The organism is Alishewanella tabrizica, assembly GCF_014652375.1.
Classification (GTDB): Bacteria; Pseudomonadota; Gammaproteobacteria; order Enterobacterales; family Alteromonadaceae; genus Alishewanella; species Alishewanella tabrizica.
The window spans coordinates 159,699-171,982 of the sequence record NZ_BMYR01000006.1 but is presented as its reverse complement, the minus strand read 5'-3'; the positions used below and the strand labels follow the sequence as shown (position 1 = coordinate 171,982).

The window sequence follows — 12,284 nt, the reverse complement described above, 5'->3', positions numbered from 1 at the left end:
AATTAATTTACGTCGATGCTGCCATGCTGACTTTGCGTGTAAAGAGTGTAAGGCAATACCACGGTGTCAGCGACCAGCGAGAAAGTACCATCAATAACAAAAAACGGCACATTGTTAAAGCTACTTCCTAAGTTTTCCTGCCGACTAGGTTCGCCATTAAGTTTGCATAGGTTAAAGGCAAAGCCACTGTAAACCCGTGGAATTTCTTTACAATAACTTTTCTTACCATGGTGCTCGATGCTCACATGGGTAATGCTGGGTGGGAGTGTTTTTACTGTCGCACAAGCGGTTAAGAACACTGCAGATACCGATAATAAGAATATTTTCATTCGCTTACCTTGCGCTTTAATACTTGCTCAAGCTTAACTTAACGTAAAAATTAAGTAAACAAAATAAAAACATTAAGGTTGTACTGGCTTAACAAATGAATCTGATTCGACGGTAGTTAAGGTGTCAAAATAGCTGTCGTAACGACCACTGGCTCTAAATTCCTGTAACAGATCATTAAATAGACTGTTCAACACATCGCTTTGCGGGTTCGCTTTAGGAAACAACAGAAAACTTTGATTAATTAGCAACGGTTGCGGATGATGGCGGATACTATCAGCAATATCAGGCATACGCTGTTGTAACATGTGATAGCCTACACTGATCTCTTCAGCAACAATGTCTACCCGCCCAAGGACTAGGCGTCGAAAATTTTGTTCTACTGAACCCACACTATCTAAACCAATGACATGTTCTTTCACAGCGGCATCAAACGCCGGCCCATAACTGTATCCACTAACACCACCGACTAGCATGCCATTTAAATCGGTAAGTTGTTGCCAATCAAAAGGCTGATCTTTTCGATAAAAAAAGACAAATTTTTCATCTAATACTGGCGCACTGTACAAGAATGCTTGAGTTCGTTCTTGTTTAAACATCCATACTGCAGTGGCAGCATATTTACCGTTACCAGTATCATGCATCGCACGACTCCATGGCAAAAAAACAAATTGCACCTCAATGTTAGCGTCGGCAAAAACATCTCGAATCAAACGCGCAATAACACCTTGTTGCGGCAAATCGGCACCTAAAAAGGGTGGCCATTCGCCAGCACTTATTTCAATAACTTTAGGCAGGGGGACAGGAGATTCTTCAGCACAAAGCACCATCGATTGCCCTAAAAGCCAAAGCAGACCCAGCAATAACAACAATTTTTCGAAAATGGAGCTCAACACAATATACGTATCCCAAGTTAATTAGCAGAATAAAACCATACCTTAGTGATTAAACCCTGTTGTACCTCGTAAACAACCGCAACGTCGTACGGTGCACTCGTTAGCCCAGAAATACGCTCGTGATCAATCACTTTATTACCCACGATAATGCGTGATAGCACCACCGCCTGCAGATTCATTAAGGTAAAACGCTCCGTTGCGTAAAACTGACTAAATTCGGTAATACCTTGTAATGCGGGCGCGGTATTCGGCATGCGATATACCATAATATCTGTGTGATAACAGCGCACAAACGCAGCAAGGTCTTTAGCGTTATAGGCCAGTAATTGTCGCCGCACAGGCTCTGCCGCATCGGGGGCTACCTGCACGTTTTTCATCATATAAGTACTTAAGGGATCTTCAGTATAATCAGCAAAAGGACCACAATGCACAAAACCAGCACTTTCATAGAGCCGACGAGCAGGTAAAAAGAAATCCATCGAGCCGGTTTCAAGATAAAGCTCAGTAATACCCAGTTGCTTCGCTTCCTGTTCAAGATGTTGCAGTAGAACTCGCCCAAAGCCTTTTCCCCGAGCGGCGGGAGCGGTGCGCATCGATTTAATTTCGCCGAGTGTGGCACTATGCAACTTTAAAGCAACACAGCCCAGTAATTCGCCTTCATCCCAGGCGGTCCAAAATCGAATATCCGGTGCTTTTAACTTAGCAATATCCAGCGCATGCACACTTTCTGGTGGCGAGGTGGCGTACATATCTGCTAAATGGCCTTCGAGTAACGCCATTACCGCGGGGGAAGTAAGAGGATCAAGAATTATCTGCATTGGCGCACTCTTTATAAATTTTTTACAACGTTTTAATTGTTTATTCTTACATATTCGTGCCATTAATGCCCATACAGATAGGTCAATTTTGGCTAAACCGGATTTACCTGCACCACACAGTCATTAGACTCCTCGCCATATTAGCGAATTCAAGCGAACCCAGACACTAAAAATTACCTATAAGCATTGACTAAAACCGCTGCTACCATTAATACTATTTATAATATAAAATGATTTTTTGTAGTGCTATTTTCGTTCCGATTAATTTACTAGTTTAAGAGTCTATTAGTCGCTAAGCATTATCTTTATAAAAGAGTGAACCGGCTAAAACGTACTGGGTCATGGCAATAAACGGTTAGGAAAAACTGATAATGGATACTTTTGAATTTACGCATCGTCGACAGAATCCGCTTACCGGCAAGTGGATATTGGTCTCTCCGCATCGTAATAATCGCCCCTGGCTTGGTGCAACGGAAGCGGTAGCCGACGATAGCCTGCCCGCGCATGATGCCAGCTGCCCACTTTGCCCCAGTAATACGCGGGCAAATGGCGAAGTTAACCCCGCTTATGCGCATACCCATGTGTTTAAAAATGATTTTGGCGCCCTAATCGCACAAGACACCGTACCGGCAACCGAGGATCCATTATTTGCTATCGAAACCACCAGCGGTGAATGCCGGGTTATTTGCTTTTCGCCCGAGCACAATAAAACCTTACCCGAATTAACCCTTGGCGAATTAACGGCCGTGGTAACGACTTGGCAGCAGCAGTATGTTGAACTGGCCAGCCAGTACAAGTGCATTCAGATTTTTGAAAACAAAGGCGCCATTATGGGCTGTTCGCAGCCGCATCCTCATGGTCAGGTGTGGGCACACCAGCATCTATCAACCGAAATTGCCACAGAAGATGCGGCCCAGCTAGCTTACTTTAACCAGCATGGCCGCAGTTTATTGGCCGATTACGCCAGCCGCGAGCTAGAGGCGAAAAACCGAGTCGTGTTTGCTAATCAACATTGGTTAGTCGTGGTACCTTTTTGGGCAGCCTGGCCCTTTGAGACCTTGCTGATTTGCTTAGACGATGTGCAGCACTTTGGTCAATTAAGCCCAGCGCAAAATCAGGCACTGGCCGAAGCGCTACAGGTGTTGACCATTAAATACGACAATATTTTCAATTGCAGTTTTCCGTATTCGATGGGCTGGCATAGCGCCCCAACTGATCGTGAGCAACCTTATTGGCGCCTACACGCGCATTTTTATCCACCGTTACTACGTTCGGCAACGGTAAAAAAACACATGGTAGGTTACGAAATGCTGGGCGAAAGCCAGCGCGATCTCACCGCAGAAACCGCAGCGACTATCCTTCAGGCTGCCAGCTCTGTGCATTATAAAAAAGAAAAACAAGGATAAGATTGATGGAATTAACCGTGTTACAGAACCAGTTTACCGCTATTTATCATACTCAAGCCGATGGCGTAGCAACGGCACCAGGGCGAGTCAACTTAATTGGCGAACATACTGATTATAATAATGGCTTTGTTTTACCTTGCGCACTGAATTTTCGCACACAGATTTTATTTAAAGCCCGTAACGATAATCGCGTAAATGTTCATTCGTTAAGCTATCCGGGCGAATCTGACAGCTTTAGCGTCAATGACACCATCAGCGCGGGCCCATCACAGTGGGGCAATTACGTGCGAGCCGTCGCCTTTGTATTACAACGCGCAGGGCATACCTTAACCGGTGCCGATCTGCTGATAAGTAGCAATGTGCCACAAGGCGCTGGCTTATCGTCGTCTGCCGCACTGGAATTGGCAGTAGGCGGTATGTTTAATAGCCTCGCTACGCTTAACCTCAGCCCGACCCAATTGGCGGTATTTGGACAACAAGCCGAAAATGATTTTATGGATTGCCAATGCGGCATTATGGATCAATTAATATCGGCTAACGGCCAAGCGCACCATGCTTTATTGATTGATTGCCAAGATCTCAGCACGCAATTAGTTGCCATGCCAGAAAATCTGGCCGTGGTCATAATCAATTCGAACTATCCACGTAAACTGGTTGACAGTGAATACAATCAGCGCCGTGCCGATTGCGAAGCCGCGGCTAAAAAACTTGGCGTAGCATCTTTACGGCAGGCGACATTAGAGGATATTGCCCATTCTACTACGTTGACTGATACCGAGCGAAAGCGTGCCCGTCATGTTGTTTCTGAAAACTTACGCGTAATGTCCGCCGTTTCCGCCTTACAACAAGGCGATTTAGCCACATTAAAAACGTTAATGGCGCAATCTCATGCGTCTTTACATAGTGATTATGAGGTTACTGTAGCCGCAACCGATGGTTTAGTCTCGTTAAGCCAGACTGCCTTGGGTGACAAAGGCGCAGCACGGATGACTGGCGGTGGTTTTGGTGGTGCGATTGTATGTTTGTGTTTACCTGAAGCAGTACATGCTTTAGAAACCCAAGTACTGCCTCAGTATCAACAACAATTTGGTTTGACCGCTGATTTATATGTCTGTACAGCAGGTCAAGGGCTCAATGTTAGCTACTTTTAACACAACGCGTTTAGGAGAAAATGATGCGATACCCACAATCCATACTCACAGCAGCGTTGATAGCGACCATACCATTTGCCAGCGTGGCTAGCAGCGATGTGATAGCCGAACGTTTATACCAACCGCGTCCAGCATCAATGATCCCCGCACTGGCGCAAACAGGCACTTACGCTGTTGGCGTGACGACCTTAGACGTCGTTAATCCCCAGCAGTTTAATCCAACGACACAGCAATCACAGGATCGACCGCTACGCTTAGAAGTCTGGTATCCAGTACCAAAAGGTAATTCGGGGGCGGCTGCAGTTTATCGTGATGTTACCCGAACAGGTATTCCTTTTGCTATTCAAGGCGAGGCATTGCGTGATGCGATACTGGTCGAGGGTAAAACCGATGCAGCAACTTATCCATTGGTTGTGTTATCGCATGGTTATACCGGCTATCGTACTATCATGTACTACCTTGGTGAGCATTTGGCATCACATGGCTATGTGGTGGCGTCAATTGATCATACCGATTCCACCCATGCCGAAGTCGATATTACCAAAGCGCCTTTTGCCGGATTTTTTAGCACCTTGTTAAATCGCTCACGCGATCAGCAGTTTGTATTAAATTACTTTAAACAAAAAGACAGCGCGCTACAGCGCCACGTTAATACCGAGCATGCTGCCGTAATTGGCTTTTCCATGGGCGGTTTTGGTGCCATTAATACTATTGGTGGTTGCTATAACTTCACGCCAGCCACAGTAGGCGCGTTTACCGGCACTACCGATACGGCAACGCAAGCGCAAATTCAGCAACTTCTTAATAGCTGTGCGGGTGGGCAGTATAATGAGGTAAACGTTGATCCCAGTTGGAAAGCGGCCATTGCTATTGCGCCCTGGGGTGGCCAGCATAAGCTATTTTCAGAAACGGCATTGGCTAAAATCAGCGTACCCACGCTGTATTTGGCTGGCGATCTAGACGATATTTCAGGCTACAACGGTATTAAATGGTTATTTGATAATACCGGCAGTGCTGCCAAGTACTTACTGACTTTCCATCAGGCTCGGCATAATATTGCGCCCCACCCTGCTCCCACGGCCGCCACGAGTAATGAGTTGGATTTAGGCACCTATCATGAAGGCAGTTGGTCGGTACAAAACATTAATGAAATCAATAAACACTTTGCGCTAGCCATGCTAGATTGCCATGTTAAAAGCATTTCCACCCAGTGTAGCTATCTAGATTTACCGCCCACGATTACCGTTGCTGACTACAAAGACAGCGGCTGGAAAGGCTTTCCAGCACGCTTTAGCACGGGGTTGTCGTGGCAATCCAAGTAAGCGGATCTCGCGCAGCAAAACGGATTAAAATAGGCTGCGCGAGTACCTATTTATTTTGCCAGCCAGCCTTGTGGCAGCTGGCAAAATACTTCATCTAGGCCTTGAATACCTGCTAATTGATAGATAAACAACGCTCCTGCTTCTGGCTGGCTAGAAAGCTGCAACGATGTTAAACCCAAATTTGAGCTTGTCACCATCAGCCAATCTTTATTCGGCCCGCCCAATGCCACACTTGAAGGCTGCGATACCGGCAACGTAATGGCCATGTTCTCAGTGCCATCTGGTGCGTAGCGCACCACTCTTCCTGCGCCCCAGTGTGCGTTCCAGACATACCCCGTACTGTCGACAGTCGAACCATCCGGATGGGCATTTTCGGGCGTGTCAGTAAATAATTGGGGGGCACTTAACTGGCCACGCTCTGGGCAAAAGCGGTATTGCATAATTCGATGTGCTGGTGAGTCGGCATGATAAAGTGTTTTACCATCGGGGCTCCAACAAAGGCCATTCGAAATACCAATACCTTGCACTGCACTATACAAACTGGCATCCGCATTAAGCCGCCATAATTCGCCCTGCTGCTGGGCAAGCTCGGCATGCTCGACCATCGTGCCCGCCCAAAAACGGCCTTGGCGATCAGTTCGACCATCATTAAAACGTAAGCCAGCCATCTGTGTGGGTTTGGCTAACCATTTAATGGCTCCGCTTGCTAGCTGAAAGAGTGCAAAGCCAGAGGCAAAGGCGGCAATAATATCAAACTCGTGCGTGTAACCGGGCGCTAAAAAAGCAAAACTACCAATACGCTCTGGCAACGGATAGCGGCATAACGCGGCAGATTCAGGGTGATAGCGCAGTATCTCGGCCTTTTCAATATCAATCCAGTATATGGCCTGCTCAAGCTCATGCCACAACACGTTTTCACCTAAGGTGTTGTGGCAATTGATCACTTTAAGCAGTGTAGCTGTACCTTGCTTAGACACCCTGTTCTACCTTTGCAGTTATTTTTGTCATTATTTTTGTCATTACTTTACTTTTGTCATTGTGCTGTGGCGTTGTGTGTTGTACTACGACAAAGAAAATGCGTCGCATTTGCTATTTTCACCTATGCTAACAGTTTTTCAATGTAGACGCTTTATTTAGGACGGTTGTTTTCCAGCATCGCCTGTTATGTGACGAACATACTGTGCGGATAGGCTCTATGCAGATTGATATCACATACAATAAACAACATGGGCCATTTAGGGTGTGCATCACGCAAGCAAACCGTTGCAATAAGCACAAAATAGGGTTGCCAAAACGCCCAAGACGCGGCAATCTAGTCATATAATATGATAAATAGACAAGGTAAGACCATGACGCATTATTTACTTTCGCTTGATCAGGGCACTACCAGCTCACGCGCTGTGCTGTTTGATACCCAAGGCAAGCTGATTGCCGCCGAGAGTGAAACCTTCTCGCAGCACTACCCGCAAAATGGCTGGGTAGAGCACGATCCTAACGATTTACTGCAAACCGTCTTGCGCTGCTGTAAAAAACTGATAGAAAAACAGCAGATTCAATATGAACAGATCCTGTCAATTGGTATCACCAATCAGCGTGAAACCACGCTAGTGTGGGACAGAGCGACCGGTACACCACTTTATAATGCTATTGTCTGGCAAGATCGCCGTACCACCGCATTCTGCGAAGCGCTACTGAGCGCCGAGGTGAGTACACTGATTGCGGATAAAACCGGTTTATTACTGGATCCATATTTCTCAGCCACCAAAATCCGCTGGATTTTAGATAATGTGCCAGACGCCCGGGCTAAAGCCGAGCGTGGCGAGCTGGCCTTTGGTACCGTCGATTGTTATCTGCTGTGGCAATTAACGGCCGGAAAGGTACACCGCACCGATGCCACTAACGCCTCGCGCACTATGCTCTTTAATATTCATACCCAGCAATGGGACAGTGACTTACTGGCGCTGTTTGACATTCCCGCGTCGATGCTACCTGAGGTGCTAGATAGCTCAGCCCCTTTTGGCATCACCACCGCATCGATTTTTGGTGGCGAAGTAGCTATAGGCGGTATGGCAGGCGATCAGCAAGCGGCCTTAGTGGGCCATGCCTGTTTTCAGCAAGGTATGGCAAAGAGCACCTATGGTACGGGCTGCTTTTTAATGCTTAACACCGGCGATAAGCCGCTTAAATCCAATAATCGCTTGCTCACTACCGTCGCTTACCGTTTAAACGGCAAACCAACCTATGCCATTGAAGGCAGTATTTTTATGGCGGGCGCAACTATGCAATGGATTGTAGAAGGCTTAAAACTGCTACGCCATGCCGGCGAAAGTGAAGAGATGGTAAAGCATGTGCCCCTAGATCATGGCGTCTTTCTGGTACCGTCGTTTACGGGCTTAGGCGCGCCTTACTGGGATCCCAATGCGCGCGGTGCCATTTTAGGGCTTACCCGAGATTCAGGTATCGACACCATTGTAGCCGCTGCGTTGCAATCGGTGGGTTATCAAACTAAAGATTTGCAAAAAGCCATGGAAAAAGATGGTTTACGGCCAACGGTACTGCGGGTTGATGGTGGCATGGTCAAAAACAATTGGGTACTCAGCTTTTTGGCGGATATTTTAGGTGCCGTGGTAGAGCGCCCACAAATTACCGAAACCACTGCGCTGGGTGCCGCCTATTTAGCCGGTTTACAGTGTGGCGTGTTTGCCTCTACCGAGGAATTAGCCAAACTATGGGTGTGTGAAAGACGCTTTGAACCCAAGCTGGATGCCGCAGCCCGTAATTGTTTGTATGCTAAATGGCAACACGCTGTCGCCCAAGTGCGTTTATGATGATAGCGCATCAGCATTAAGGCTTAAGCTGGAAAAACTGATCCACATCATCAACAATCTCATATATACTATTTGTATGATAATTAGCAAGCCGGAGTGGGAGCAATGCAGGTTGATTTGGTGGTAATTGGTGGTGGCGTAAATGGCACCGGTATTGCAAATGATGCCGCTGGGCGCGGTTTAAGCGTTTTGCTATGTGAACAAACGGATTTGGCTGCTGCAACGTCCTCCAATAGCAGTAAACTGATCCATGGTGGCTTGCGGTATTTAGAGCATTACGAGTTTAGATTAGTACGCGAGGCCTTGGCTGAGCGCGAAGTCTTACTCAAAAATGCACCACACATTATGTGGCCATTAACCTTTAGATTGCCACACCAAGCCCATTTACGACCGGTGTGGATGATCCGCCTTGGGTTATTTTTATATGATCATTTAGCCAAACGCGAAAAACTTCATGGTTCACGCAAAATAATCTTTGGTGCAGACAGCCCGCTGGAGGCGGCGATTAAAGTAGGTTTTGAATATGCCGACGGTTGGGTAGACGATTCGCGCCTCGTGGTACTAAATGCCATGGCCGCTAAAACGCGCGGCGCGCAAATATATACTCACACCCGCTGTATTAAAGCGACTCGGCAAGACACGCATTGGCTCGTTACACTTCGCAACGAACGCAGTGGTCAACATTTTACGGTGCAAAGCAAAGCCATTGTGAATGCTGCTGGTCCTTGGGTAAGCCAATTATTTGATGAGACTTTTACCGAGAACAGTCCACAGCATATTCGGCTAGTTAAAGGCAGCCATATCGTTGTGCCACGCTTGCATGAACACCCCCATGCTTACATTTTACAAAACGCGGATAAACGTATTGTGTTTGTGATCCCTTACGAGGAGAAATTCTCTCTCATAGGCACTACAGACGTAGAGTACACGGGCGATCCTCGTGCCGTAGCCATTAGTGAAGAGGAAACCACCTACCTGTTGGCGATTGCTAATCAGTACTTTAAACACAAAATCACAGCGGCTGATGTGGTGCACAGTTATTCAGGCGTGCGGCCTTTATTAGACGACGAGTCTGATTCAGCGCAAAGCGTTACACGTGATTACAAACTTGAAGTGTCTGCTGAGCAGAATAGCTTACCTTTGGTGTCTGTATTTGGCGGCAAAATTACCACTTATCGAAAACTGGCAGAAGCGGCTGTAGATAAGTTACAGCCTTACTTTGCCACTCTTGGGCCTCGCTGGACCGCCAGCCAATGTCTACCCGGTGGGGATTTTGATACTATCGCGCAACTGAGCACTCAGTTACAACATTGTTATCCTTGGCTAACCGTGGCACTGTGTGAGCGCTTTGCCCGCACCTATGGCAACTTAAGCCATCGCTTTTTACAGCATAAAACCCAATTAAGCGACTTAGGTATCGCCTTTTCAGCTGATTTATGGCAAGCCGAAGTGGATTATTTACGTGCGGAAGAATGGGCAACCACCGCTGAGGATATTTTATGGCGCAGAACCAAACTTGGCTTAACCACCACACCAACTGAAGTGGCTAAACTTAATGCTTATTTAATGGAGCAAGCAGCACCTGAAACTCTTTCGGTACCGACAAATACACAGTCACAATCACCAGACTCGGTGGCAATGAGTGTGCTCTAAACGCGTAATTGCTCACGTTATTGTTATGTAATTTAAGGCGCTGCCAAACCTTTTTAAGCTTGGCAGCTCAAAGGTAACAAGGTTTGGTTTGCAACCGCTGCGAAACCAGCTAGCACTACCTCTTGCTCAGTTATAAGCACACTTTGTTGATTCGCCTGTGTTAATGCTGTTGCATAAGCCTGTTGCAAAGCGCCACTGCCAATTAAAATGATTGAGCCTGTGGGCAAACTCTCCACCTTTGTGTCATGCAAGATGCTACCGACATCGGCGCCAATAAGTAAACCCGACAAATAGCTTCTGGCATTGCTTGCGGTATAGGCATCGAATAATTGCTTCGTGCGCACACTAAAAAGTGCGTGCACGATACTTTCGTTAGGAAAGGTCAAGGCACGTTGGCAACCTGCGGTAAACGTTGCCCAATCATCAGTATAAAGTGTTGCCGGTTTGGGCAGCAATATACTGTGCTGTAACAATACATCAAATAACTCCCCGGTTATGGCACTTTTAAACCAGCTCACATAACCATTATCTAACAAAACCCACTTACAATGCGTGCCAGGCAAACAGACCAAATGCTGACCATGCAAATACTGCGGATAACGGCGTAACAGCCCCAATAGCTGCAACTCTTCTCCGCGCATAGTGTCATTATCGCCACTGGGGTTTTGATAACGTAGACCAGACATAATATAGAGTGATTGCTGCCCGCTTATACGTTCACACACACTGTGTAAAATGGCCTGCGGTGTGACAGGACAATTCAAGTAAGGCGTTTCAAACCAACCAATACTGGACGATATTTGCCCCGCCATAAAAATAGGGAGCTCGCCATACTGCTTCACAAAAGGCGCAATCACCTGTTGCAATACGTCTGAGAAGGTTCCCACTATTTTTACAACACCTGGGCCACTGGCCTGTGCCAGCAACACGAGCTCTTGTTGGGGTGTCAACTCACAACAATAGGCACGTAAACGGGTTGAGCCCCAATCAAGGGCAATGAACCGAAGCGCCGAATGCAATTAACTTCTCCCAGCATCAATGTTAATTGCTTGACCGGTAATCATGGCACTTTGTTCAGACGCTAAAAATAAGGCTAAGTTAGCCACATCGGTCGGCGTGATAAACTGTTTAAGCGCCACTGCATCTAACCAACGCTGTTGTTCTTCAGCAGTAAACCAACTGGCTAACTGTCGATCGGTTGCTACCCAACCGGGTAAAATGGCATTCACTCGAATACCGGCTGTACCAAAATCACGCGCAAGGGCTTTAGTCATACCAATTAATCCCGCTTTAGCGGTGACATACCCCGCCATATTGGGTTGGCCGGTTAACGCATTAATTGAACTAAAGTTGATAATGGCGCCGGTCTGCTGCTGTTGCATAAACGCATATGCCGCCTGCGCTGCAAAAAACGCAGCGTCTAAATTCACTTGCATACAGCTTCGCCATTCAGCAACCGAAACGGCTTGGCTAAGTTGCCTTTTATCATTGGCGACGTTATTAATGAGTACCGATAGCTTGCCAAAATGCGTGGTGGCATCGGTGATCGCCTGCTGTAATTGCTCCAACTGCGTCACATCAACCCGTCTAAACCACAGTCTTTCGTGCTGCTGCGTTTGCAACAAATTAGCTGCGGCGTCGTCATTGATATCAACAAATGCCACCTGCGCACCTTGTTGTAAAAATGCTTTAACCATGGCAGCACCAATGCCGGTGGCGCCGCCGGTAATAAACACCATTTTTTGCTTTAGGCATTGATATTCAACCGTCATAGACACCCTTTAGTCTCCCTAATAAACTAGGCATTATCCTGCCTCTGATAGTTGGCAACCAGCATACTACTCGGGTTGACAGACGCAACCAAGCAGAGAAAACTGCTTTTT

The 12,284-nt window shown here is 46.9% G+C and carries 11 protein-coding genes; 5 read left to right on the top strand and 6 right to left on the bottom strand.

The window, feature by feature from the left end:
- Positions 1 to 2: 2 nt before the first annotated feature.
- The 3 genes from IE070_RS08545 to IE070_RS16715 all read right to left on the bottom strand — a co-directional run bounded on the left by IE070_RS08545 (position 3) and on the right by IE070_RS16715 (position 2,041).
- Positions 3 to 329 (bottom strand): YceK/YidQ family lipoprotein, encoded by a 327-nt coding sequence (locus IE070_RS08545; RefSeq protein ID WP_189482460.1) that lies wholly within the window; start codon positions 327 to 329, stop codon positions 3 to 5.
- A gap of 72 nt (positions 330 to 401) precedes the next feature.
- Positions 402 to 1,223, bottom strand: a complete 822-nt coding sequence (locus IE070_RS08540; protein ID WP_229796991.1) for a substrate-binding periplasmic protein — start codon at positions 1,221 to 1,223, stop codon at positions 402 to 404.
- A 17-nt stretch (positions 1,224 to 1,240) separates the two neighbouring features.
- Positions 1,241 to 2,041 carry a GNAT family N-acetyltransferase gene (locus IE070_RS16715; protein WP_189482458.1) on the bottom strand — a complete coding sequence of 267 codons (801 nt, stop codon included), beginning with the start codon at positions 2,039 to 2,041 and terminating at the stop codon, positions 1,241 to 1,243.
- A gap of 371 nt (positions 2,042 to 2,412) precedes the next feature.
- Between IE070_RS16715 and IE070_RS08530 the strand changes: the two genes are divergently transcribed.
- Genes IE070_RS08530 through IE070_RS08520 form a run of 3 tightly spaced genes read left to right on the top strand, consistent with a single transcriptional unit; the run spans position 2,413 to position 5,920 of the window.
- Complete coding sequence (locus IE070_RS08530; RefSeq protein WP_189482456.1) at positions 2,413 to 3,447, top strand: UDP-glucose--hexose-1-phosphate uridylyltransferase; 1,035 nt, start codon at positions 2,413 to 2,415, stop codon at positions 3,445 to 3,447.
- A gap of 5 nt (positions 3,448 to 3,452) precedes the next feature.
- Positions 3,453 to 4,598, top strand: a complete 1,146-nt coding sequence (galK, locus tag IE070_RS08525; protein ID WP_189482454.1) for a galactokinase — start codon at positions 3,453 to 3,455, stop codon at positions 4,596 to 4,598.
- A gap of 20 nt (positions 4,599 to 4,618) precedes the next feature.
- Entirely contained in the window at positions 4,619 to 5,920 is a 1,302-nt protein-coding gene (locus tag IE070_RS08520) for an alpha/beta hydrolase family protein (protein ID WP_189482453.1), read from the top strand.
- A gap of 50 nt (positions 5,921 to 5,970) precedes the next feature.
- On the opposite strand, the gene IE070_RS08515 is transcribed toward IE070_RS08520, so the two are convergent.
- The gene (locus tag IE070_RS08515) at positions 5,971 to 6,897 is read right to left on the bottom strand and encodes an SMP-30/gluconolactonase/LRE family protein (protein WP_189482451.1); all 927 of its coding nucleotides are present in this window, start codon (positions 6,895 to 6,897) and stop codon (positions 5,971 to 5,973) included.
- A gap of 372 nt (positions 6,898 to 7,269) precedes the next feature.
- On the opposite strand from IE070_RS08515, the gene glpK reads away from it, so the two are divergent.
- Both glpK and glpD read left to right on the top strand, forming a co-directional pair.
- Positions 7,270 to 8,748, top strand: a complete 1,479-nt coding sequence (gene glpK, locus IE070_RS08510) for a glycerol kinase GlpK (protein WP_189482449.1) — start codon at positions 7,270 to 7,272, stop codon at positions 8,746 to 8,748.
- Between the two features lie 105 nt (positions 8,749 to 8,853).
- Positions 8,854 to 10,401: a glycerol-3-phosphate dehydrogenase gene (glpD, locus tag IE070_RS08505; RefSeq protein WP_189482447.1), complete on the top strand. Its 1,548-nt coding sequence runs from the start codon at positions 8,854 to 8,856 to the stop codon at positions 10,399 to 10,401.
- Between the two features lie 53 nt (positions 10,402 to 10,454).
- On the opposite strand, the gene IE070_RS08500 is transcribed toward glpD, so the two are convergent.
- A complete protein-coding gene (locus IE070_RS08500; protein WP_189482445.1) occupies positions 10,455 to 11,420 on the bottom strand; it encodes a 2-dehydro-3-deoxygalactonokinase in 966 nt (321 codons plus the stop codon).
- The gene (locus IE070_RS08495; protein WP_373296944.1) at positions 11,421 to 12,179 is read right to left on the bottom strand and encodes an SDR family NAD(P)-dependent oxidoreductase; all 759 of its coding nucleotides are present in this window, start codon (positions 12,177 to 12,179) and stop codon (positions 11,421 to 11,423) included.
- Between the last annotated feature and the right edge of the window lie 105 nt (positions 12,180 to 12,284).

Coding starts and splice junctions, on each gene's coding strand:
- IE070_RS08545 (WP_189482460.1), bottom strand. CDS start 329: ATGAAAATATTCTTATTATCGGTATCTGCAGTGTTCTTAACCGCTTGT.
- IE070_RS16715 (WP_189482458.1), bottom strand. CDS start 2,041: ATGCAGATAATTCTTGATCCTCTTACTTCCCCCGCGGTAATGGCGTTA.
- IE070_RS08530 (WP_189482456.1), top strand. CDS start 2,413: ATGGATACTTTTGAATTTACGCATCGTCGACAGAATCCGCTTACCGGC.
- galK (WP_189482454.1), top strand. CDS start 3,453: ATGGAATTAACCGTGTTACAGAACCAGTTTACCGCTATTTATCATACT.
- IE070_RS08520 (WP_189482453.1), top strand. CDS start 4,619: ATGATGCGATACCCACAATCCATACTCACAGCAGCGTTGATAGCGACC.
- glpK (WP_189482449.1), top strand. CDS start 7,270: ATGACGCATTATTTACTTTCGCTTGATCAGGGCACTACCAGCTCACGC.
- glpD (WP_189482447.1), top strand. CDS start 8,854: ATGCAGGTTGATTTGGTGGTAATTGGTGGTGGCGTAAATGGCACCGGT.